Here is a 24,040-nt window from a genome sequence, read left to right on the forward strand (position 1 = left end):
AAGGATAGTCTCATGAACGATAAGGTGCATCTGCTGCTGATTGACGACGAGAAAAACTACCTGCTCGTTCTGGAAACGCTGCTGACCGAAGCGGGATACGCCGTGACCGCGCTGAATGACCCGGAAACGGCGCTGGCTTTTCTCGAAGAGTCCGAAGTGGACATCGTCATCACGGACATGAAGATGCCCCGCATCTCCGGGCGCGAAGTGCTGGAACGGGTCAAAAAGAACTGGCCCCATATCCCGGTGCTCATCATGACGGCCTTCGGCTCCATCGAAAGCGCTGTAGAGGCCATGCGCTACGGGGCGTTCAACTACATCACCAAGCCCTTTTCCAACGACGAACTGCTGCTTTCCATCCAGAACGCCGCCGAGCTGGCCCGCGCGCACCGCCAATACCAACTGCTGCGGGAAAGCCTTGAAGAGCGCTACGGCAAGCACCAGATCATCGGGCGCAGCCGGGCCATCCGCGACATGCTCGCCCTTGTGGATCGTGCCGGGCCGAGCCGCGCCACGGTGCTTATCACCGGCGAATCCGGCACCGGCAAGGAGCTCGTCGCGCGCGCCATCCACTTTTCCTCGCCGCGCAGCCAGGAACCTTTCGTTTCCGTAAACTGCATGGCCCTGAACCCCGGCGTGCTTGAAAGCGAACTTTTCGGGCACGAAAAAGGCTCCTTCACCGGCGCGGTCGCCATGCGCCGGGGGCGCTTCGAGCAGGCCAGCGGGGGCACGCTGTTCCTCGACGAAGTGGGCGAGCTGACCCCGGAATTGCAGGTCAAGCTGCTCCGCGTGCTTCAGGAACGCCGTTTCGAGCGCGTGGGCGGCAGCGAGGAAATCGAGGTCGACATCCGCATCGTCGCGGCGACGAACAAGGATCTCATGCCGCTGGTGCAGGCGGGGACGTTCCGCGAAGACCTCTACTACCGCCTCAACGTGGTGCATATCCCGATCCCGCCCCTGCGCGAACGCCGCGAGGACATCCCGCTGCTGGTGGCGCACTTCGCGGAAAAGGCCGCCAAGGAAAACGGCATCCCGCCCAAGACGTTTTCCACCGAAGCGCTGAACCATCTTTCCGGCTACGAGTGGCCCGGCAACATCCGGCAGTTGCAGAACGTGGTCGAACGCTGCCTTGTGCTCGTGCCCGGAGACGTGATCACCCTTGAGGATCTCCCCGCCGAGATCCGCGACGAGGAAGCGCAGTTCAAGAGCGCCGTGGATCTGCTCCCGGTGCAGCTTGATCTTGCCGATACCCTCGAACGCATTGAGGCCGCGCTTATCCGCCGCGCGCTCGTCCGCGCCGACTTCGTACAGGCCAAGGCCGCGGAATTGCTCGGCATATCCAAGAGCCTGATGCAGTACAAGCTGAAAAAATATAGTATTACCGGGCATTAGGGAAATTGGGGAAGGGAGGGGGAACTTTTCTGGAGAAAAGCTTCCCCCTCCCTTCCCCAAACCCCATCCCTCCCTCTCCAAAGACTTTTGACGTTATCGAATCCCTGTTGCCGGAGTTGCCTGTGGGCGAAGAACAGCCTGACGGGTTCCGTTCGGAGGCCCGCAATGCAGGGAAACTGCCGCCGGGTGAACCTCTCGCCTAGATCCGCCCGCCATCCGTCCCGTTTACAGATATTGGTTTTGTTGCAGTAAACAGTTGCTGTTTTATCGGCTGAAATGAAGTAGATGGTAAAAATTGGCTGTGCCGTAGGAAACGGTTGAGGTTTTCTTGAAATTCCAAAGAAAGAACCAATAGAATCCCCCAATCATGGAGCCCACCAGAGAAAAATGAGAGAGAAAAGCATATAGTTTTCAGTATATTGATAGGCTCTGTTATAGTATGTGGCTGTTTCATCTCCACGGTGCGGTGGAAAATACAATCTTTTTTCCAGTTTTTCCCCTTGGCGGGATCCACGGCTAAGGCATTTTTCCGGTTATCCCTTTGGAGTTTCAAGGAAAAAGCATCAACCATTTTCTATAACACAGCCTATTGATAAAACAAGGCTGTGTTTAAGTTTGTGGTTGATACAAGATTCCAACTGGAAAGGAAGAGTTCTTTGGAAATTATCTGGAGGTCTCGCAACAATTCTTCAAAACTGGATTTCATGTAATGAACAAAAAATGAGAGAGGCCCACACCACTAGACGTGGAATGAACTTTTATCTATTGATTTTCATTGAAAAAATCATCAACCGTAAAATTGAACACAGCCTAAAACAAAACAACCACATACAATGACAGAGCCAAATTCCAAAGGAATAACTCATAAAATGCCCCAACCATGGAGCCCATCAGTGGAAAAACTGGAGGAAAAGCCTCTATTTTCAGCGTACTGTGGAAATAAAAGGTTCTGTCACAGCATGTGGGTGTTTCATCTCCACAGTACAGTGAACATGCGGCCTTTTTCTCCAGTTTTCCCCTTGGCTGAATCCTTGGCTAAGGCACTTTGCTGGTTATCCCTTTGGAACTTCAAGGAAAAAACATCAGCCGTTTTCTACGGCACAGCCCAATAAAACAACCAGACATTATGACAGAGCCAAAACGTTTCAGCCGTGAAGTCCGCCGGCGGAAAAGCCGGAACAGGCTGTATTTGTTCACCATGCTGTGAAAATGGAACAACCACCCCATATAACAGGGCCAACATCTCTGAAGGGGAAGGTTTGGAGGGAAAGGAAAAACACGGGATGTTCCCCCTTATCTCCAGAAAGATTTCCCTTTCCTCCAAGACCGCTTCGTACCTTCTACAACACCTTATCACCGAGCCTCGCATGAAAAAGAAAAAGCAAAACGGCGAAACGCCCCTTCCGGCGCGTGAAGCGGCGCTTCGGGTTTTGGAGCGCACGGGCATCAGCGCCCCCGTACAATCCCTGTTGGACACGAAATTGACAGGCGGCCTTTTTTCGCGTCAGGAGGCCGCTCTGACGACGGAACTCGTTTACGGGTATCTGAGGTCGGAAATTCGGATTTCGTGGCTTCTGAGCCAATTTATGAAGGCTCCTGAAAAGCTGCCCGCGTCCATGAAGCTCATGATCGGCATAGCGGCCTACGAACTGCTGTACCTTGACCGCATCCCCGCCCATGCCAGCGTCAGCGCCGCCGTGGATGCCGTGCGCTCCCGGTTCGGGCAAGGATTGTCCCGCGTCGCCAACGGCGTGCTCCGATCGCTGATCCGCCTCTCCGAAGCCGAAGATTTGAAAGCCTTCGCGTTCTATGAATCCCGCATCGCCGATCCGATGGAGCGCCTTTCCATCTTCCACAGCGTGCCCCGCTGGATACTCGAACTGTGGGCCGAAGGCTACGGGCCGGAAAAGGCCGATGCGTTCGCGCGGGCCGTTTCCGCCGTGCCGTCCCCTTGCGTCCGGGTGAACGCCGCCAGGGACGAATGGGAGGCCCTGCGCAGCTTCCTGTGCAGGGAAGGGGAGGCTGTGGGGATTTCAGGCGTCCGCTTCGCGCCCGGCACCCAGCCGGAGTATATGCGGGACTACCTGCGGCAGGGCAGGCTGTCCATACAGGGCGCGGGAAGCCAGCTCGTTCTGGAAGCGCTGGACGCGCCGCACTGGGAAGGCCCCGTATGGGACGCCTGCGCCGGACGCGGCGGCAAGACGCTCGCGCTCCTTGAACTGGGCGTGCCCGTCCTCGCCGCCAGCGATACCTATCAGCCCCGGCTGCGGGGCATGAGGGACGACGCCAAGCGCCTTGTGCTCAAGACGCCGCCGCTGTTCTGCGCCTCGGCGGCCGAACCGGCCCTGCGGGGCACGCCCAAGACCATCCTGCTTGATGTCCCGTGCAGCGGCCTCGGCACGCTCGCCCGTCACCCTGACCTGCGCACGCTCCGCACGCCCGAACAGGTCGCCGGGCTGGTCGGGCTTCAGCGCCGCATACTCGACGCCGTATGGCCGTACCTGCCTTCCGGCGGGCATATCGCCTACATCACCTGCACCATGAACCCCGCCGAAAACGAAGGGCAAATCGAAGCATTCCTCGCACGCACACCCGGCGCGTCGCTTGAAAAGCAGTGGCAGAGCACGCCCGACACTTTCGGCAGCGATTTGATGTATGGAGCGATGATCAAAAAGGCTGTGTTATAGAAAATGGTTGATGCTTTTTTCCTTGAAGCTCCAAAGGGATAACCGGCAAAATGCCTTGGCCGTGGAGCCCGCCAAGGGGAAAACCGGAGAAAAAGGCTGTCTTTTCATCGCACTGTGGAGATGAAACAACCATAAACTATAACAGAGCCATCAAAAAAGCATAAGAGAGAGAGAGAGAAAGAAAGAAAGAAAGAAAGAAAGAAAGAAAGAAAGAAAGGAACCGCCAACGGCCAGCCGTTTCCCTGAAAAATCTCCCTGCATTTAGACTGCCGTATGAAAAATGCAGGGAATGCCTCAAGCGTTTGAAGCATTCCCTGCATTCGCAAAAAGGTGGATCCCCTCATCGCAGCAGCGGCATGCTTCCGGTCAGTCTGTTGACCAGCTTTTTAGGGCCGCAAAGGCCGATGCCCAAATACCGCCATTCGCTTTCGTCCGCCCGCGCCGCCTTGCCGATGTATTCGCCGTAGTTTTTGCAGCACTGGGCCACATCGGAAAAATCCGCAACAATCACATCCTGATAGCCGTCTCCATACAGTGTTTCCCTGATGGAGCGGATCTGTTCCGCATCCCCCCGCAAAATCGGTACCGGAAACGTAATAATGCCCAGATGGGCCTTTCCAGATCCATCGAACACGTCCGCGCCGACCGCTTCGGGCATATGCTTGCCCAGCGTGATGCCCAAGATGGCGGCGGTGTTGGCGAGAAGGCCCAAAGGCAGGTTTTCGTCCAGAATCATTACGCATTTTGAATTCGTACTTTCCACGTCTCTCTCCTTTTCAGGAAGACTGTGCCATAGAAAACGGTTGATGCTTTATCTCTTGAAATTCCAAAGAAATAACCAATAAAATTCCCAGTCATGAAGCCAACCAGCGGAGAATTGGAGAAAAAGCATATTTTTTCAGCATATTGTCGAGATAAAACAAGCATGTGTATGACAGAGCCTTCAGAAGAAGCCTAGCACGGGGCCAGAGCAAACGCTTGCACGATATTGCCCACCATTTCCACCGTTCCATATCGAATACGGCCTTGCCCCGGAAACCATCTTTCCACATTTTCGCCACAAAAAAACGCCGGGTTCCCGAAAGGGAAACCGGCGTTCGGAGGCGCATACCGCCCCCCTCAAAAACCGTAGAGCTTTTTATTGTATTTTTACCATTTCGTAATGGTTACCGGCAAGTCACGGATAGCCTCGCGCAGCGCATCGGGTGAAGCGACGGCGGCCCCGACCTGTGCGACGACGAGCCCGGCGGCGTAGTTCGCCAACACGCAGGAAGCCAGAAGGGGCAGCCCGGCGGCAAGCCCCAGCCCAAGGGTGGCGATGACCGTATCGCCCGCGCCGGTCACGTCAAAAACATCCTGCGCCATTGTGGGGACATGCCAGACCTCGGAGGGGCCGGAGAACAGCGCCATGCCGTCCGAACCAAGGGTTGTGAGCAGATGCGGGCACCCGACCTTTTCCAGGATGGCGCGCCCGGCGGCAAGGATTTCCTCACGGTTCCGCACGGGCATCCCGGCGCACTCGCCCGTTTCCTTCGTATTCGGCGTGAGCAGGAACGAGCCGCCGTACAAGCCGACATTGCCCGGCTTGGGATCGATCAAGACCTTCACCTGATGCGGGCCGGCGGCGAGCAGCCCACGCAAGAGGGACATGAACGACAGGGAGACGATGCCCTTGCTGTAATCGGACAGGATGACCACATCGTGCGCCGGAAGCTGTTCCGCAATGACGGAAAGCAAGGCTTCCTGATCGTCGGAGGAAAGCTGGCTGGCGTCCTCGCTGTCCAAGCGCAGCATTTGCTGGCGCCGGGCCATGACGCGGGTTTTCACCGTGGTCGGGCGCTGCGGCAGGGCCACGAACGAGCCGCAAATGCCTTCATCACGGGCGAGTCCCCGGATGCGATCGGCAGAGGCATCCTTGCCCACCACGCCCACGAGCGTCGCTACGCCGCCAAGCGCCACGATATTGCGGGCCACATTGCCCGCGCCGCCGAGCAGGTAGCGTTCCTTTTCAATCCGCACGACGGGGACGGGCGCTTCCGGGGAAATGCGATCCGCGTCGCCTATAAGATAGGCATCCAGCATAATGTCGCCGACGACCAGCACGCGCCTGCCTGCCAGCCCGCCCACGACATCGGGCGTCAAGAGAACCGGGGACACGTCAGACATGGAAATCCTTTGGTTGAAATCATTCCGGTTTGGCTTCGGAAAGCTCCACCGAGAGCCCCAGACGGCTCAGGAGCTCCGCAAGCTGTTCTTCGGATTCGTAGGGGAGCGTGATCCGCCCCGCATGGCCGGTCCCGGAAATGGACGCCTTGGGCGCGACGTTCTCCCGAAGCTGCCGGATGGCCAGCTTGATGCACGCGGGCTTGGGCGCGCGGGCACTGCGGGCCGCAGGAGCGGGGGCCCCCATCAGCGAAGACGGCAACAGGCCGTTCCGTTTCCAGTGGATGACGGCTTCTTCGGCGTCACGCACGGAAAGGCGGCGCGTCATGACCGCATTGAATAGGATATCCTGCAAAGCGCGTTCAGGAAGCGCCAGCACCGCGCGGGCATGGCCGGGCGTAAACACGCCGTCCTTGAGCGCGTCCTGCATAGGCCGGGGGAGCTGGAGCAGGCGCAGGGAGTTGGCGACGGCGGAACGGCTTTTGCCAAGCCGCTGGGCCAGTTCTTCCTGGCTGTACGGCAAACGCTCGCGCAGGGACTGGATGGCTTGTGCCTCTTCAAGCGGGTTCAGATCCTCGCGCTGGAGGTTTTCGATAAGCGCGGCGGTCAGGGCGTCCTCATCGGACAGTTCCCGCAGATAAACGGGCACCTCGGTAAGCCCGGCGCGCTGCGCGGCCCGCCAGCGGCGCTCGCCCGCCACGATCTCGTAGATGGTCGCCGTTTCCGTACGGCGCGGGCGCACCAGCAGCGGCTGGATGATGCCTTGGCTCCGAATGGAAGCCGCCAGCTCTTCAAGCGCGGCCTCGTCAAAATGCTTGCGGGGCTGCCCCTTGCAGGGGGTCAGGGCCGCGATGGGCAGGGTCGTCGTATGCTTGGGCGTCGAAGGCGCGGGCATCCCCGCATTGTCCGCCTTGCCCGAAGACGGGCGCTCCGCAGGCGTTACGTTGCGGAACAGCGCATCCAGACCGCGCCCCAAACCACGTTCATTCGCAGACATGGGAAAACCTCACAGTCGTTCAAGGCAGGGACGCCCTGCCGATGTTTTCACGTGAAACATTACTCCGACTTCGCGGTACGCGAGCCGGGCTTGCGCATGACGATTTCTTTGGCAAGGTTCAGATAGGCCTCGGATCCCTTGGACTTGATGTCGTAATGGAGGATGGACTTGCCGAAGCTGGGGGCCTCGGAAAGCCGCACGGTGCGGGGGATGACCGTCTTGAAGATCTGATCCGGGAAGCAGCGGTTCACTTCCTCCTGCACTTGCCGCGTCAAACGGTTCCGCCCGTCGAACATGGTCAGCACCACGCCGAGAAGCCCCAACTGAGGGTTGAGGCGCTTCTTGACCTGTTCATAGGTTTGCAGCAGCTTGACGATGCCTTCCAAGGCAAAGAACTCGCATTGAAGCGGCACAAGGATCTCCTTGGCGGCGCACAGGGCATTGAGCGTAAGCAGGCCGAGCGACGGGGGGCAATCCAATATAATGAAATCAAAACGCTTTTCCAGCGGCTCCAGCAACTCGGAAAGATAGAATTCCCGCCCCATCTTATCCACAAGCTCCAATTCCGCCGCCGCCAGATCCGTACCGGAAGGCAAGAGGAACAGGTACGGCGAAACCGTGGATAAAATGGCCTCGTTGACCTTTTCAGGCTGGAAGAACGACGTGTACAGATTGGCCGGCAGAGCATCCTGACCGAAGCCGAGCCCGCTGGTGGTGTTCGCCTGCGGATCGCAGTCCACGAGCAGCACGCGTTTTTCCATAATCGCCAATGAAGCGGCGAGATTGATGGCGGTAGTGGTTTTGCCTACACCGCCTTTTTGATTGGCAATGGCAATGATTCGAGCCATGAACGTCCCTCTTTGGCAATAGGAGAAGCGCAAGGACATGAAAGGATGAAAAGGCCGAGGCTGCCTGAGCCTCATCCCTTCCCAGACAATTCCGCATGGCGGCCTTGCAAACGGCAGGCGGCTCCCCGTGCCGCGTCTTCACGCATACGGCACGCAGCAAGGCCATACGGAAGCCTTCCCGGACGGCTGCGCCGGAAAATCCCCCTCATGGAGAACGGCAATGTTTCACGGGAAACAGGCACGCTTCCCTTACCGTTCTCTAGAAGATGTCACTCCTCACGTCAAGGGAAGGCGAAAAGAGAATAAGAAGAAACCGATGTTACCATGAGGGCAATTGAACTTTACAATTTGGCTCTGCCACAGGATATGGTTGTTTCTCTCCACAGTATGGTGAAAATAGAGGCTTTTCTCTCGTTTTTCCGTTGGTGGACTCTCTAGTTGAGGCATTTTATTGGTTATTTCCTTGGAATTGTTGAGAAATAAAGCATCAACCATTTCCTATGAGCCGCCTGAATTTTTAGGTCGAGTCGTTGTTTTTACATGGAACTATTTGAAATCATTAAAAACAATCTTTTGCGACCTCAAAAACAATTAAATAATTTCAATAGATTATATCTAATTGGCGACACGACCTAGGCCCTATCATAGTATGGAGTTATTTCATCTCCACCGTACTAAAAAGACAGCTTTTTTCCAGTTTTCCCCTTGGCTGAATCCATAGTTGAGGCGTTTTTCTGGTTATTCCTTTGGAATTTCAATAAAAAAGCATCAGCCATTTTCTAGGATACAGCCTTATGATACAGCCAAATTTTACAACCTTAAAGTTTAAGGCTCTCCCGATCCGGCATTGAACAACGCAAATACGCTGTTCTTATGCCTTCGCAGCGACCGCCTGCTTCCCACAGCCGGAAGGGCCTTTTCAACGTAAAATCGTCCTAAGAAACAGAACATATTATATTCGGAGACGCCCGCCGGGACGAGACGAGGAAAGCTCCCGTTCGGCACGGCCCCCAAAAAAATGGAATGCGCCCATTCCTTATGTGCGTTTTGCCCTTTCAGGGGGGCCGCCCAGATTTTCCCTCTGCAAACGGCCTTGCAAAGACCTACCCTACCTCCGGGCAAGGCTCGTTCACCAGACGCCCCCACTGTTCGAGGAAGGCAGCCCGGCTTTCCGCCTCCCAGTGCGCCATCTCCCGGATAAAAGCCCTTGCCTTGCCCCGCAAAGCCTCTTCCGTCCCGGAATTGGCGATGACCTGATCGCACCCCGCCATCTTGCGTTCCTGCGTCCACTGGAGGCCGTCCATCCGGGCCATGAGCCTATCCGACCAGCCACGCACTTCCAGCAGGCGGCGGCAGCGTTCGCCCTGCTCGCAGGAAATCCCCACAACGTAGGGCCGCCGTTCTCCGCACAACTTGCGGCTCCAGCCGGACTCGAACCACAGCGGCACCTCGGCGACGGCGTAGCCCCGCCCCGCTTCTTCCTGCCCGCTCCAGAAGCGTTCAAGATCATCCAGCACCAGCGGGTGCAGCAGGCTTTCCAACTCATGGACATCCACGCCCGACTCAGCTTCCGGCAACAACGCGGCAGCCAAAGCCTTACGATCCACAGGCGAACGGTCGTCGGGAATGAACCGATCGCCATAGCGCAGGCGCAGCGCCTGCCAAGCCTCCCGGCCCGGCTCATAGAGCCGGATTACCGCCGCGTCCGCGCTCCACGTCGGGACGCCCTCCTCCGCCAGCATCCGCATGAACAGCGACTTCCCCGATCCCGCCACGCCGGTTACGACGACGCGCCGCATATGACGTTCCAACGTCAGCGCCGTCTGGATGAAATCCTCCGGCGGCGGACAGGTGAAGGCCATCTTCTCGCCCGTAAACGGGTGGAAGAACGACAAATGCCATGCGTGCAGCATCTGACGCGGAGCCGGATCGTGTTTGAGCAGTACGCCGGGGACGGGCGGCGTTAGAGCCTGCCCACCCCTTCCATACAATTTGTCGCCCCAGAGGGGATGCCCGGCATGCGCCATATGCACACGGATCTGGTGCGTGCGGCCCGTGAAAATCCGTACCCCAAGCAGGCTGTAGCCCTGCCCCTTGTGCAGCACACGCCACTCGCTGCGGGCTTCCTTCCCGTTTTTCACCACCGCAACCTTGACCTTCACCGTGGGATGCCTGCCGAGCGGCGCATCCACCGTGCCCGCCGGGGCGGGGACGCCCTGCACCAAAGCAAGGTACTCCTTCCGTATTTTCCGTGCCGCGAACGCCTCGGAAAGCCGCATCCTCGCCTCTTCCGTAAGCGCCACGCAGATAAGCCCGGAGGTGTCCTTGTCCAGACGGTGCACGATGCCGGGCCGGAAGCCTTCCTGCGCCCGCAGGGACGGGAAACGCGCCACCAGCCGATGGACGAGCGTCCCCTCAGGGCAGCTCGGCGCGGGGTGTACGGTCATCCCCGCCGGTTTGTTGAGCACGGCAAGCCACGCATCCTGATAGAGGATCTCCAGTTCGCCCTCTTCCGGCTGCACGGATGTCGGCTCCGCTTCCATCCTGAGTTCCACGGACTGCCCGGCCCCTACCTTGGCGGAGACATCCGTACACACGGCCCCGTCAACAAGACAGCCTCCGTCCCGGATGGCACGCTTCACTTTTTCACGTGAAACATCCTGTTCCCGCAGGGCCTCTCCAAGGAAACGGTCAAGCCGCACCCGCCCGCCGTCAACTGTGAAAGCAACTGTTCGTGTCATAAGGAATATCGGTAGAGGTGGGGTGTAACAGGGAGGAAGGAATCCTCTTCAAGAGGATTTCTTCCTCCTCCCCGGACATATCTCCTTCCCGCCTCAAGCAGGGCGAGGAGGCCGCTCAAAAGAACCCATTCCGGCTTTTTCCATGAAAACATTCGATCAAAGCGGAGGCAAACGCAACAGCCTGCCTTCACACGTTTCTTATTTGCGCAGAAAGCCGGGGAGCTTGAAATACAACTGCGAAAGCGGATCAAAGAGGCTTCCGGGCAGCCATGACGCCAACCAGAACAGGCGGATCTTGGGCGAGGACACATAAGGAGCCACCAGCCTGCGGGCCTCCGCCCCGCTGCCCTCGCGCCACAGGGCCACGGCCTTCTGGAACGCGGCCCGGCGGGTAAGGATCCCGACCAGATCGGGATAATCCCGGTCATAGCCGGGGTACAGCCTCCGGTGCTTGTCGAGGATACGGAGCGTTTCATCCGCGAACTGGCCGAACTTGCGGAATGTCGTGTTCACGCCGTGGACGCGCCAACGGGTCAGCGGCTCGTCCACATGATCCAGTTCCCACGTTTTGGCGATGCGATAAAACACATCCGCCTCTTCACATACGTTCAAGGATTCGTCGAACCACTCGCCCAGGCTGTCCAGCGCCGATTTGCGGATCATGGCCGAAGACATGGAAATCCACTGCCGGGTCATGAGTTCGCGGAACACCATGCCCCGCGCCGGATGCGTCGACTCGAACATCCGCGAAAGCGTACCCTTCCCGCTGAACATCTCGGTATCCGTGCTCACCAAACCGAGCCTCGGATTGGCATCGAACAGCATCACCTGCTTTTCCAGCTTGGTGGGAAGCCATTCGTCATCACAGTCCAAAAACGCCAGCAGGGACCCCTCAGCCTTGGCAATGGCAAGGTTCCGCGCGGCCCCAAGCGGAACCGTCTTCTCAGCGAGGAAATACCGCACCTTCCCGCCGTAGCTCTGCGCGATGGCGGCGCTGTCGTCCGTGGAACAGTTGTCCCAGAACACGATTTCCCAATCGGGCCACGACTGCCGGAACACCGAATCCATCGCCTCGCGAAGGTGTTCCGCGCTGTTGTAGCAATTCATGATCACCGTAACTTTCGGCATAGAGACCTCTTGTTGGAAGGGGGAAGAAAAACGTGTGGGGAGGGGAAGGAGGCCCTTTCTGGAGAAAGGGCCTCCTTCCCCTCCCCACGCCCCTCCCCTTCCTCCCCAAAGACTTTCGTAAATGGGGCGAACGGCGTGTGGGGCGGCCCGGCGGCTTGACCCGGAAAACAGTTTCCCGGCAGCGCCGTCCACAAAAACTCGAAGGGCGTCAAAAAAACGACGCGCATAATCGCCTTTTCAGCCCTTAAAAAAATTTTTCCGACCCGTTTCCCGTCCGTATCCCGTTTTTACAGCAGAGAGCCTATTGACGCGCAATATCGGCCCCGGCTCCTGAACACACAAGCGCAGCACCGGACGTTCAGGAGCCGGGGCCGCACTGAGGGGGTCCGGGGGGAATCATTCCCCCCGGCGGGGTCAAGGGGCGGGGCCCCTTGCCGCCGGAGGCATCCCACGGCGGCATCCCCGTTACTTCACCGCTTCGATGATCCCCGCGCAAACAGCCTCGACATCCTCCCGGCTCAGGCCGGGATGCAGGGGCAGCGTCAACAGCTCGCCGTGCAATTGCTCGGTCACGGGCAGGGACGGCTTGCCCCCGCCGTACAGCGACAACAAATGGTTCGGCTTGTAATGCTGGCCCGTGGGGATGCCTTGGGCATCCAGCGCGCCGATGACGTCATGCCGACGCCCGTTCAGGATGCGCACCGGGAAAATATGCGGCACGATCCACGCTTCCGGCTCAGCCGTGAGCAGCGCCACGCCGGGCACCCCGGAAAGCCGTTCGCGGTACAGATCCGCAAGCTCGCGGCGCTTGGGGGCGAATTCGCCGTCCAGCCGGGCCAACTGCACCCGACCGATGGCCGCCATGATGTTGCTCATGTGGTAACGCCAGCCCTGCCGCTCCACGTCGAACTCCCAACTGCGCTGCCCGGAGAAACGCTTTTCGGTGTCCTTTTCCACGGAAAGCAGACGCCCGTCGCGCGCGGCCTCGGCCACCGCCTGATCCGAGGTCACGATGCAGCCGCCTTCGCCGCAGGTGATGTTCTTGATGCCGTCAAAGCTGAAACAGGCCACATCCCCGAAGCTGCCGATCTTGCGGCCCTTGTACAGGCATCCGAACGCATGGGCGGCATCTTCGATGACCCGCAGGCCGTGCTTTTCCGCAAACGCATACACGCCGTCCAGATTGACCGGGTTGCTCGCATAGTGCACCGGCATGATGGCCTTGGTGCGCGGGGTAAGGCGCTTTTCCGCATCGGCGAGATCGATGGTCGCCGTATCAAGGCGCGCATCGCAGGCCACGGGGACGGCCCCAGCCCCGCTGATGGCCTGAAAGGACGCCACGAACGTCAGCGAAGGCACCAGCACTTCCGCGCCGCTCCCGTGCCCGAGCACGGCCTCGACAGCCAGATGCAGGGCGGCCGTCCCGGTATTGACGGAAATGACCCAGCTCGCGGGCACGCCCAGATAAGCCGCCACATCAGCCTCAAATTGCTGCACTTCCTTGCCGATGCCCAAGTAGCCGTCTTCGCAGATGACGCGGCGCACGGCCTCGGCTTCGGCCTCGCCAACGATGGAACGGGAAAGTCTCATGCTCATGTCAGTCTCCGGGGGTTCCCCCCCTGCCCCGCCGTGCGGCGGGCGCATAGGTCGGCGCCGCATGGCGGACGCCAGAAAAAGGGGCAGGGAAAACCCTGCCCTGACGTGTTACCAATGATAAGGGATATCCTGCGAATCGACGTCCTTGCGGAGCCCTTCCGCCGGATCGTGCGGGATGTCCGGGCAGTTGCAGATAACCGCAGGAACGCCCCCCGCCGCCGTAAAGCCGTACCAGACACGCGGCGGGATTTGCAGCAGCGCGTAGTTGTCCGGCCTGCCGAGCAGCACTTCCATGATCCGCCCGTGCGTCGGGGACTCAGGGCGACCGTCATACAGGACAATCTTCAGCCGCCCCACCGGTACGGCGAAACGCTGCGTCTGGCGCGTGTGGCATTTCCATGCCTTCACGCATCCCGGCTCAACTTCGGAAAAGTACACTTCCCCGATCTCCCCGAACAGCGGGGAGGCCGGGCGCATCATGTGCATGACCGGGCCGCCGTTCGTGGGGATGACGGCCAAATCCTGCAATTCCACGCCGTTAATAACGGATTCCATCGGAACTCCACGGCAGCCCCAACGCGGCGGCCTTGCGGCAGTAATCCTGAATCTGCGACTGCGTGAACGCGTAAATGTCCGCGCCCTGCCCCTTGTAAAACACTTCGTACCACTTGGCGGTAAACCGCATGGTCGTGTCGAAATCCAGCGTGGCGCGCCAGTTGAGGCAGGCCAGCGCCTTGTCGCAGCACAGCTTGAGCAGGGTGCATTCCTTCATCCCGGCCTGCCCCGCCAAATCCATCTTGCTGCCGAACCCGGCCCACTGGCTTTCCAGCGCCCGCACCACGTCGGCTACGGTGTGGCTGGCATCGGAAGAAGGCCCGAAGTTGAACGCTTCGCCGTCGAGCCTGAAACCTTCATGGCAGCCGTCGCCCTTGCCCGATTTCACCGCGTCGCGGTGCGCGGCGAACAGCTTCGCACCGAGCCACAGGTAGCCGGAAAGCGGCTCCAGCACATGCTGCCACGGGCGGGTGGCGTGCGGGCTGCGGATTTCCACTTCCCTGCCCTCGCTCCACGCGCGGGCGCAGTCGGGCACGATGCGGTCAGCCGCCCAGTCGCCGCCGCCGATGACGTTCCCGGCGCGGGTCGTGGCGCAATACGGCGTATTCACCGGATCGCCGAAAAACGACTTGAAATAGGAATGCGCGATGATCTCGGCGCAGCCCTTGGATGCGCTGTAGGGATCGTAGCCGCCCAGATGGTCGGTTTCACGATAGCCCCACACCCATTCGTCGTTGCGGTACGCCTTGTCGCTGGTGATGCTGACCACGGCCTCAACCGAAGGCGTCACGCGCACGGCTTCCAGCACGTTGAGCGTGCCCATCGCGTTGACTTCGATGGTGTCGGCGGGGTTTTCGTAGGAAGCGCGCACAAGCGCCTGCGCAGCCAAGTGGAACACGATTTCGGGCTTGAACTCCCGCATGGCTTCGATGAGCGCCTTGCGGTCACGCACATCGCCCCGATAGTCGCGGATACGCCCGCCAAGCCCGATCACATCGAAATGCGACGGGGCGGTCGGCACGGCGTCCGAAAAACCGGCGACTTCCGCGCCCATCTGGAGCAGCCACGCCGTCAGCCACGAACCCTTGAATCCGGTGTGCCCGGTGACGAACACCCGGCGGCCTTCATAGATATGACCAAACATAGATTGTCCTTGGGGGAGAATGCCTCCGGCGGAGGGCTGCCGCCCTCCGGGCTCCTGCCGGGGGGAATGATTCCCCCCGGCCCCTCAGCGCCGCCGCATCCCGCACAGGCCATGCGCCTGCATGGGATACGGCGGTTCTGTGGGCGTCGGGCATCCTTTTTCACAATGCCGCAACGGAGCCGCCGGGAAACTGTTTTTCAAAGAAAGGCGTATCGGAATGCCCTTCCCTCAGCCCGCCCCGCTTGCAAAAGTCTTGGGAGGGAGCGGGATGGGGGTGCGGGGGAAGGGGGAGGGAAGCCCTTCTCCAGAAGGGTTCCCTCCCCCTTCCCCCGCATATCAAAATCTTATTTGCACCACGGGGCGTTGCCCTTGTCCCAAAGGGCATTGAGCGCCTGCGCGTCACGCAAGGTATCCATGCACTGCCAGAAACCGGTGTGGCGGTACATGGAAAGCTGGCCTTCGGCGGCAAGGCGTTCGAGCGGTTCCTTTTCGAGATCGCAGGACTCGTCCTCAGAAAGGTAGTCAAGGAATTCGCGCTTGAACACGAAGAACCCGCAGTTGATGTATTCGTCCAGAACGGGCTTTTCCTGCCAAGACAGGATGTTCCCGTTTTCATCGGTCTTGACGGAACCGAAGCGGGAAGGCATCCGGACGCCGGTGAAGGTCGCCATCTTGCCGGATTTGATATGGAAATCGACCAGTTCGCTAATATTGATGTCGGAAACGCCGTCCCCGTAGGTGACCATGAAGCGATCCGTGTCGATGTGCTGCGCGATGCGCTTGATGCGCGCCCCCTTCAGGGTTTCCTGCCCGGTGTCGGACATGGTGACGCGCCAGTCGGTCACCTGCGCGGTCGGGTGGTAGGTCGTCGAGCCGGTGGCGAGATCCACGGTGAAGTCCGCATTGCGCATACGGTAATCGTGGAAATACTGCTTGATGACCTCCCCCTTGTAGCCGAGGGGCAGCACAAAATCCTTGTGACCGTACCGGGCGTACATGGACATGATATGCCACAGCACCGGACGCCCGCCGATTTCGACCATCGGCTTGGGTTTGAACTCGGTTTCTTCGCGGAGCCGGGTTCCCTTACCGCCACACAGAATAATAACTTTCATGGACTTGCCTCATGTTTCCAGATATAGGAAGCTCCGTATCCTGACCGGATCATCGGAGTCCGGTCACACTAGCAAAACACGCGGCAAAGGTGAATACCCCGTCCTTCCGGGCAAAAAGCCGCCGCCCCGCAATCCTTTTCCAGCCCCTTTTCGACGCCATCCGCACAGGAGGAATCCCATGTCCCCATCCGTCCAGGCCATCAAACGGTTCCTTGAAGCCCACGACCGTTTTGCCATGCACAACGGCATCACCGTTGAAGATGCCGACTACGATTACGGCAAGGTCAGCCTCGCGTTTGAAGATCACGTCAAAAACTCCCTCGACATGCTGCACGGCGGCGCGCTGTTCACCCTCGCGGACATGGCTTTCGGCCTTGCTTCCAACTTCGGGCAGGAAGACGGCACCATGATCAGCACCAACGCCACCATTTCCTACATGAAAAGCGCCAAGGCAGGCCCCATCGTCGCCGAAGCCCGGCTCGCCAACGGCGGCAGGCATCTCGCCACCTATGAAGTCAAAATCTACGACGGGCAGGGAACCTATATCGCCTGCGCCATGATCTCCGGCTACCGCCTCGACACGAAGCTGGCGATTGAAGAGGAATAGAATATGTGGGGGAAGGGAGGGGGAGCCTTTCTAAAGAAAGGTTCCCCCTCCCTTCCCCCACACCCCCATCCCTCCCTCTCCCAAGACTTTTGACTGATGGGGAGGCCCCCCGACAGGAGTCCGTTCCGGCAACAGGCTAGGTTGTGTTGTTAATTATATATTGAAATTATTGAATTATTTTAGATTATAAATATCATTTTAATAATTTTAAATAGTTATATTTAAAACGACGATATGGCCTAAAAAAACGCCTTTCCCTCTCCATATCAAACAAACTCCGAGCCGCCGTGCCCTCAAAAAAGGCGGCTCCTGACGGCCTTGGGGCGAATGAAAAGGGTTCCGTGTCCGGCGCAAGCCGGATGCGGAACCCTTTTCATTCGCCTTGAGGGGGTCTGGGGGGCATGATGCCCCCCAGCGGGTGCAGGGCGGAGCCCTGCCCGCCGGAGGCGCTGCCTTTTACCTCCCTACGCGGCGGGCGTGGCGGGCGATGATCTCGTTGTAACGGGCCTTGAACGCCGCGGGATCGGCTAGCTCAAAGCCGGACTGCACCGGACGGAATACGAAAAGGGCCTGCGCCGCCTTGCCGTTGGCCCAGCTCATGGGGGCCATGCTCCACTCCATGTTCTGGGCGGAGGCCAAACGCCGGTTCACCTGCGCGGGCGTCCACGGGGTTTGAAGGTTCATGACCGAGGCCATGCGGACAAAGTCATAGCCGATGCCTTCCCAGAAATCCGGGATGCCCTTGCCGGACTCCGCCATCGCCCGCACGAGGGCGCCCGCAGCCGGGGACGGGGACGCCGGATTCCACGCACCGGGGAAAATCGCCAGATCGAGGTTCGCCACATTGACGCTCGAACGGTTGGAAAGCCCCTGCTCCCAAAGGGACGTGCCCATCAGCACGAGGCGATCCTCGCCCTGATAGAACAGGAACGGCACGAGCAGTTCCAGATTCTTCCAGCTATCTGGAATGAAAGCCGCCTGAAAGGTGGATGTCGGCACGGGGGTCTTGCCGCGCATGGTGCCGCCCACAAAACCGCGCATCACCTCGCCCCAACTGGAGGTGTCGCCGGAAGGATAGGTCGCCACTTTAGCCGCGGAGCCGTTGGCGCGCACGGCCTTAAGGAACAGATCCGTCATCCGCTGCCCGTAAGTATCCGTCGGCGCAAGGACGCCGTAGCTGGAAATGCCGAGGCTGCGCGTAAATTTGAGGACAGCGTTGATTTGATCCTGCGGGCTGGCGAAGAAGCGCCACGCGACCGTCCCTTCGTCGCTTCCCTCAAGGCTCGGAAGGAAGGCGAAAACGGCGCGCGACTGCTGGATGCTGCGGGACTTCATCGCCGTATAGCGATCCGCGCGCAGGGGCCCGCCCACCATCACGCACTGCGGGGGCAGTTGGGCCAGCTTGTCCAGCCAATCGGGAGATTCCGTATTGATCATACGGACATCCATCATCATGCCGGATTTGGACAATTCACCCTGCGCAGCCGTGGCGCCTGCGGCGATCTTGTTGCCGAACGGCCCGTACGCCCCGCTCAGGGGCAAGGCCAAGGCCACACATCCGGAACTGAATGAAGGCTGCCCTGTGCCGCCCGCACCGGAAAGCTTGCCCTGCACATCAAGCCACGCAGGGCTGTTTTCCGCTCCGGGAACCAGATCCTTCCAGAATTTCAGGGCATTCTCGGCGCCCTGCCTATTGCCGCTGAAAAGGGCCGCCTGAGCCACACGCTCCCACGCCAACGCGCGCTGCTCCGTGGAAAGCGCGGCGTCACGGGCCACCACATTGTACAGGCGCTCGGCTTCGGCATAATTGCCCGCCTTCCACGCCGCATCAGCCTGTTCGGGAAGAGGCTGGCCGCTGGCGGCATGGCCGGGCTGGGAGGAAGGCGCGTAGCCGCCGGAGACAAATACGGTACGCCCGCACCCGGCGAGCAGCAGAAGGCACGCCAAAACCATCAAAGCGCCTGCCCGTGCAGGCCATTTCAGACAACCGTTCATGATTCCCCCAAGGATATGGTTCCATCCGTATAGATACGCCGCACAGGAAACAAAAAGCCCGCAAAACGGAGCCGCACCCCAAAAAGGCAGGCGGAAAAAACGCATCCGTTCCCCACAGGCGTTTCAAGGCTACAGCATGGCGGAAAGCGAGGCAAGCCCGGCTCGCCTAAACACAGGGCTTTGATGCCGGTTTGCGCCATTTGACCGGCGTTCGCGGCAAGGGTACAAGGCAGGGGAGCCTCTCTTTTCCCGTAACCGCCGCACCTTTTCACGGAGCGTTTTATGAACCTTACCGACCTCATCAGCAAGCACCCCGTCCCGGCAACCCGCTTCCAGCGCCCCTACGTCATCGCCGAAGCAGGCGTGAACCATGAAGGCAGCATGGACATCGCCCGCCGCCTCATCGACGAAGCCGCCCTCGGCGGCGCGGACGCCATCAAGTTCCAGACCTACAAGGCGGGAACCCTTGCCTCCAAGCATTCCCCGGCCTACTGGGACACCACCAAAGAGCCGACCCCAAGCCAGTACGAACTGTTCAAAAAGCACGACTCGTTCTGGAAAAGCGAATTTGAAAATCTGAAAAAACACTGCGATCAGGCTGGGATCGCCTTCATGTCCACGCCGTTCGACGTGGAATCCGCCAAGTTCCTCAACGACATGATGGACGTGTTCAAGATCTCCTCCTCGGATCTCACAAACCGCCCCTTCATCGAATTCATGTGCGACTTCAAAAAGCCCATCATCATGTCCACCGGCGCGGCAAGCCTTGCCGAAATCGCCGAGGCCGTGAGCTGGATTGAAGCCAAGGGCAACCCGCTGGCCCTACTCCACTGCGTGCTGAATTACCCCACGATGGATGAAAACGCCGCGCTCGGCATGATCCCGGCCCTCGTCCGCCATTTCCCGCAGCACGTCATCGGCTACTCCGATCACACCCTGCCCAACGACATGAAGGTGCTGGAAGTCGCCACCCTGCTCGGCGCGCAAATCCTTGAAAAGCACTTCAGCCACGACAAGACGCTGCCCGGCAACGACCATTACCACGCTATGGATTACAAGGATCTCCAGCTCTTCCGCCAAAATTTCGAGCGGACGCTGTCCATGATCGGGGAAATGCGCATCGAAGCGCTGGCCTCCGAGGAGCCCGCCCGCCGGAACGCCCGCCGCTCCCTCGTCGCCAACCGCAACATCCCCGCCGGAAAGATCATCGACAAGGACGACCTCACGTGGAAGCGTCCCGCTGGCGGCATCAGCCCCCGCCATTATTATGAAGTGCTCGGCATGGCCGCCCGCGCCGACATTGAGGAAGATACCGTCCTCCAATGGGCGCATCTGGAATAAAAACGCATGTGCTGGAAGGGGCGGGAGAAGGCCCCCTTTTCCCTGCCCCATCCGGTGCGGGTCCCCGATTTCGTCGAGGAACAGCGTGCCGTTGCCCTTTTCCCTCCCCATCCGGTGCGGGCCGCCTCCTCCCATAAGCCCCCGCGCCGAAAGGGGCGTGGTGCGCCCGCCGCAGGAGGGAACGGAAAGACAATCATTGAGCATTCGGTTCGTTGTGTTTCAATCTTCCTCAAGCCCGGCGCGTTCCGGCGTTTCCCCAAAAAGGAAACGGGGAAAGTGCATCTTGCGGGAAGGCGGACGGGGCCAAAAGAAAGGGCAAGGCCAAAGGGCCTCCTTTCGGGAAAAGGCCCCTTCTCCGGGACTCCACAACACATAGCCGAAAAGGAAACGCCATGAAAAAAATGCTCATTGCCGCCGCATGCCTGATGCTGCTGAGCCCGGCCTGTGCGGGCGCATCGCTGTTCGGATCGGACGGCCCGAAGGACACCGACGAGATCACGCCCCTCCAGTACGCCTCCCTGCTCGGCCTGCGGGACATCGATCCCGTGATGTTCCGCACGAAGCTGATGCCGCTCATCGACGAAGCCATGAAAGACGGCAAGATCACCGTCGGCGAATGCAAAGAGATCGAAAAGGCGGCCGGCAACGTGGCCCCGGCCTTCTATGCGGCTGCGAAGGCCCCGCGCCTTCAGGAAAGCATCTCGGAAACGATGGACAAGGCGAAGAAGGACGGCAAGGAATTGGGGTCAAAACTTGAGGACACCCTCAACAACCAGCTGCCGCAGTTGTTCGACGACGCCATGAACCTGTTCCGGGAGCAGATGCGGCAGTACAACAAGGAAAAACCGGAAGCGCCCACAAACCTTTGATTGCCTGCGGCGCGGAAAGAGGCACCTCCTGTGACCACTCAAGCCATCACGACGCTGATTCTTGGTAAGGCCCCGGAAAACGCGGCCCCGGCCACCCACATTCTGGCCGGGCCGTGGTGTACTGCCCCGGCGTCGGCCGAAGAAACCGGTTTCGACATGCCGCCGGAACCGCTGGCCGATCCCGAACGGCTGGAAACGGCCGCCAGACAGGCGCGCCAGCTCGTCACGCAGCTTGCCCCCCGGTTCCGGGATTATCTGAATGGGCTTTACGGCACGCAGCACGACGACCGCTATTGGGATTTCGTACTGGCCCCGTGGCTCGTCCGCGCCGTGGAAACGCTGGTTGACCGCCTGTACCGCACCGCCGGGATTCTGGAAGCGTTCGGCAGCCGCCCCCTCTCCGTGCCCGTGCTGGACGCTTCGGCATTCGCCTTTGCGGACACGCAGGACTTCATCATGGGCGGCATCCTCAATCCTCAGTGGAACCACTGGCTGTTTTCCCGCCTGCTGAAACGGGACTGGCCCGCCGCATGGACTGCCGAGGAACTGCCGCCCGTCCAACGTGAGGCCGCCCCGGCCAGACGGGAAAACCTCTTGAAGCATACCGCGCGGAACATCCTGTTCAGCCTGCCCTTTCCCCGCGTCAAAGGCTTCAGCCTCAGGCAGTCGTTCGATCTGTCCGTGGTGCTCACGCTCAACCGGGATCGCCGGGACGACACCATCCCGCTCCGGCTGCTCGGCGATCCGTCCGCGCCGCCCCTGCCTCTCGGATTCACGGAGGACGAAGCCTTTGATCTCGCCGTCGCCCTGCTCCCCGAATCCCTGCGGAAAGCGTCCATCCCGCAGACGCTCGGCCACGAACAGGCCCGCATCCGTTCGCGCGTGGTCAGCGTGGCGGCCTGCGAGGACGACGCCTACCGCATCAAGATGGCCCTGCACCGGGGGCGCGGCTGCCGGATGATCTTCATCCAGCACGGCGGCGAGTACGGCTATGTCAGGACTTCCGTGGCCTATCCGCTCGTCGAGTACTGCCAGCACCGCTTCATCACATGGGGATGGAAGCGCCACGGCCTCATGCCCGGCAACTTCCTGCCCCTGCCGCATCCCCAGCTTGCGGCCCTGCGCGACGCCCACCGCGAGAAGTCGCCCACGCTGCTGCTCGTCGGCACGGAGATGGCCCTCTTGCCCTACACACTCAAGTCCATGCTCCGGGGGCGGCAGCAGTTCGCCTACCGGGAGGGCAAGGCCCGCTTCATGGCCGCCCTGCCCGAAGAGCTCCGCAGGCAGTCCCAGTATCGGCCCTATTTCGACGTCCCTTCTTCCCTTGAAGACGCCCCGTGGCTGCTCCGGCGGTTCCCTGAGGTAAAACGCTGTACGGGCCCCCTTGAGCCGCATCTGCTCGGCTGCCGCCTGCTTGTGCTCGATCATGCGGGGACGACGCTGGCGCAGGCGCTTGCCGCGAACATCCCGTTCCTGCTCTACTGGAATCCCGATACGGCCAGCTTCACCCCCGAAGCCCTGCCCCTGCTCGGCAAACTCCGGGAAGCGGGCATCCTGCACGACACGCCAGAATCCGCAGCAGCCAAGGCCGCCAAAGTCTGGGGCGACGTGCCCGGCTGGTGGGCTTCCGTCCGCGCCGCGTGCAGGCCGTGGGCGTCGCAGCACGCCCTCACGAACAAGGACGACGTCCCGCATGTGTGGAAGCTCGTGTTGAAGGATGTGTAGAAGAGAAGATTGGAGGGGGAAGGGGAAACTTTCTGGAGAAAGTTTCCCCTTCCCCCTCCAAACCTCCCCCTTCCTCTTCAAAGACTTTCGACTGGTGGGGAGGCCGCGCGACAGGAGTTCGTTCCACTCCAAGGCAGGGAAACTAAGCCCCCTGTTTCACCTCTTCACCAATGCCCTTTCAACAACAAAGAGCCTGAACGTATTGTTCTGGCTCTTCTTTTTGCCCACAGGGAAAGTGGGGAAAAGGGATTCAACAAGGCAAACGCCTTGAGAACGCGGAAGGAGTTGAGAGAGGGAGGGAGAGCCTTTCTGGAGAAAACTTATCCTGCCTCTTCCAAACTGCCAGAGCAGATCGCCCCTTCCCCTTTCTCCCCCTTCCTCTTCAAAGGCTTTTGACTGGTGGGAAGGCCGCGCCACAGGAGTTCGTACCACTCCAGGGCAGGAAACCTAAGCCCCCTGTTTCACCTCTTCACCAATGCCCTTTCAACAACAAAAAGCCTGAACGTATTGTTCAGGCTCTTCTTTTTGCCCACAGGGAAAGCGGGGAAAAGGAATTCAACAAGACAAAAGCCTTGAGAGCACGGAAGAAGTTGAGAGAGAGAGAGAGAGAGAGAGCCTTTCTGGAGAAAACTTATCCTTCCCCTTCCAAACTGCCAGAGCGAATCGCCCCTTCCCCTTTCTTCCCCTTCCTCTTCAAAGGCTTTTGACTGATGGGGAGGCCGCACGGCAGGAGTTCGTTCCACTCCAAGGCAGGAAACCTAAGCCCCCTGTTTCACCTCTTCACTAATACCCTTTCAACAATAAAAAGCCTGAACGTATTGTTCAGGCCCTTCTTTTTGCCCACAGGGAAAGCGGGGAAAAGGAATTCAACAAGGCAAACGCCTTGAGAGCGCGGAAAGAGTTGAGAGAGGGAGGGAGAGCCTTTCTGGAGAAAACTTATCCTTCCCCTTCCAAACTGCCAGAGCGGATCGCCCCTTCCCCTTTCTTCCCCTTCCTCTTCAAAGGCTTTTGACTGATGGGGAGGCCGCGCGACAGGAGTTCCTTCCACTCCAAGGCAGGGAAACTAAGCCCCCTGTTTCACCTCTTCACCAATGCCCTTTCAACAATAAAAAGCCTGAACGCATTGTTCAGACTCTT

Annotated in this window: 18 protein-coding genes; 6 read left to right on the forward strand and 12 right to left on the reverse strand. The window is 59.7% G+C overall.

Features of this window, described 5'->3' with window-relative positions:
• Positions 1-12: 12 nt before the first annotated feature.
• Positions 13-1,392 carry a sigma-54-dependent transcriptional regulator gene (locus ACZM8Y_RS07185; RefSeq protein ID WP_005028077.1) on the forward strand — a complete coding sequence of 460 codons (1,380 nt, stop codon included), beginning with the start codon at positions 13-15 and terminating at the stop codon, positions 1,390-1,392.
• A gap of 199 nt (positions 1,393-1,591) precedes the next feature.
• On the opposite strand, the gene ACZM8Y_RS07190 is transcribed toward ACZM8Y_RS07185, so the two are convergent.
• Complete coding sequence (locus ACZM8Y_RS07190) at positions 1,592-1,963, reverse strand: hypothetical protein (protein WP_479859097.1); 372 nt, start codon at positions 1,961-1,963, stop codon at positions 1,592-1,594.
• A 796-nt stretch (positions 1,964-2,759) separates the two neighbouring features.
• Here ACZM8Y_RS07190 and ACZM8Y_RS07195 point away from each other — a divergent pair.
• Positions 2,760-4,079 (forward strand): RsmB/NOP family class I SAM-dependent RNA methyltransferase, encoded by a 1,320-nt coding sequence (locus tag ACZM8Y_RS07195; RefSeq protein WP_302551923.1) that lies wholly within the window; start codon positions 2,760-2,762, stop codon positions 4,077-4,079.
• Positions 4,080-4,419: 340 nt separating this feature from the next.
• On the opposite strand, the gene ACZM8Y_RS07200 is transcribed toward ACZM8Y_RS07195, so the two are convergent.
• From ACZM8Y_RS07200 to rfbF, 10 genes are all read right to left on the reverse strand, one after another.
• Positions 4,420-4,842 carry a DUF2000 domain-containing protein gene (locus ACZM8Y_RS07200; protein WP_479859287.1) on the reverse strand — a complete coding sequence of 141 codons (423 nt, stop codon included), beginning with the start codon at positions 4,840-4,842 and terminating at the stop codon, positions 4,420-4,422.
• Between the two features lie 386 nt (positions 4,843-5,228).
• Complete coding sequence (rfaE1, locus tag ACZM8Y_RS07205) at positions 5,229-6,245, reverse strand: D-glycero-beta-D-manno-heptose-7-phosphate kinase (protein WP_479859286.1); 1,017 nt, start codon at positions 6,243-6,245, stop codon at positions 5,229-5,231.
• Positions 6,246-6,264: 19 nt separating this feature from the next.
• Entirely contained in the window at positions 6,265-7,239 is a 975-nt protein-coding gene (locus tag ACZM8Y_RS07210) for a ParB/RepB/Spo0J family partition protein (protein WP_479859285.1), read from the reverse strand.
• A gap of 59 nt (positions 7,240-7,298) precedes the next feature.
• Positions 7,299-8,087 carry a ParA family protein gene (locus tag ACZM8Y_RS07215; protein WP_302551918.1) on the reverse strand — a complete coding sequence of 263 codons (789 nt, stop codon included), beginning with the start codon at positions 8,085-8,087 and terminating at the stop codon, positions 7,299-7,301.
• Between the two features lie 1,103 nt (positions 8,088-9,190).
• Positions 9,191-10,828 (reverse strand): dephospho-CoA kinase, encoded by a 1,638-nt coding sequence (locus tag ACZM8Y_RS07220; protein WP_482331400.1) that lies wholly within the window; start codon positions 10,826-10,828, stop codon positions 9,191-9,193.
• Between the two features lie 198 nt (positions 10,829-11,026).
• Positions 11,027-11,956, reverse strand: a complete 930-nt coding sequence (locus tag ACZM8Y_RS07225) for a glycosyltransferase family 2 protein (protein ID WP_482331402.1) — start codon at positions 11,954-11,956, stop codon at positions 11,027-11,029.
• Positions 11,957-12,421: 465 nt separating this feature from the next.
• On the reverse strand, positions 12,422-13,552 hold the full coding sequence (locus ACZM8Y_RS07230; RefSeq protein ID WP_337431776.1) for a DegT/DnrJ/EryC1/StrS family aminotransferase: 1,131 nt from the start codon (positions 13,550-13,552) through the stop codon (positions 12,422-12,424).
• 108 nt (positions 13,553-13,660) lie between these two features.
• Positions 13,661-14,107 (reverse strand): dTDP-4-dehydrorhamnose 3,5-epimerase, encoded by a 447-nt coding sequence (locus ACZM8Y_RS07235; protein WP_337431775.1) that lies wholly within the window; start codon positions 14,105-14,107, stop codon positions 13,661-13,663.
• Complete coding sequence (gene rfbG / locus ACZM8Y_RS07240; RefSeq protein WP_308772236.1) at positions 14,091-15,251, reverse strand: CDP-glucose 4,6-dehydratase; 1,161 nt, start codon at positions 15,249-15,251, stop codon at positions 14,091-14,093. The genes ACZM8Y_RS07235 and rfbG overlap by 17 nt, the downstream gene beginning before the upstream one ends.
• 344 nt (positions 15,252-15,595) lie before the next feature.
• Positions 15,596-16,366, reverse strand: coding sequence for a glucose-1-phosphate cytidylyltransferase (rfbF, locus tag ACZM8Y_RS07245; RefSeq protein WP_302551912.1), 771 nt, complete (start codon positions 16,364-16,366; stop codon positions 15,596-15,598).
• A 178-nt stretch (positions 16,367-16,544) separates the two neighbouring features.
• Between rfbF and ACZM8Y_RS07250 the strand changes: the two genes are divergently transcribed.
• Positions 16,545-16,973 (forward strand): PaaI family thioesterase, encoded by a 429-nt coding sequence (locus tag ACZM8Y_RS07250; RefSeq protein WP_302551911.1) that lies wholly within the window; start codon positions 16,545-16,547, stop codon positions 16,971-16,973.
• A gap of 456 nt (positions 16,974-17,429) precedes the next feature.
• On the opposite strand, the gene ACZM8Y_RS07255 is transcribed toward ACZM8Y_RS07250, so the two are convergent.
• Positions 17,430-18,926, reverse strand: coding sequence for a hypothetical protein (locus ACZM8Y_RS07255; protein ID WP_302551910.1), 1,497 nt, complete (start codon positions 18,924-18,926; stop codon positions 17,430-17,432).
• A gap of 324 nt (positions 18,927-19,250) precedes the next feature.
• Here ACZM8Y_RS07255 and ACZM8Y_RS07260 point away from each other — a divergent pair, with 324 nt between their 5' ends.
• The 3 genes from ACZM8Y_RS07260 (at position 19,251) to ACZM8Y_RS07270 (ending at position 22,903) form a co-directional block, all read left to right on the forward strand.
• On the forward strand, positions 19,251-20,309 hold the full coding sequence (locus ACZM8Y_RS07260; RefSeq protein ID WP_479859493.1) for an N-acetylneuraminate synthase family protein: 1,059 nt from the start codon (positions 19,251-19,253) through the stop codon (positions 20,307-20,309).
• A gap of 392 nt (positions 20,310-20,701) precedes the next feature.
• A complete protein-coding gene (locus tag ACZM8Y_RS07265; protein WP_479859494.1) occupies positions 20,702-21,178 on the forward strand; it encodes a hypothetical protein in 477 nt (158 codons plus the stop codon).
• A 30-nt stretch (positions 21,179-21,208) separates the two neighbouring features.
• The gene (locus ACZM8Y_RS07270) at positions 21,209-22,903 is read left to right on the forward strand and encodes an LIC12162 family transferase (RefSeq protein WP_479859495.1); all 1,695 of its coding nucleotides are present in this window, start codon (positions 21,209-21,211) and stop codon (positions 22,901-22,903) included.
• The last annotated feature ends 1,137 nt before the right edge of the window (positions 22,904-24,040 follow it).

Source organism: Bilophila sp. (assembly GCF_057864385.1).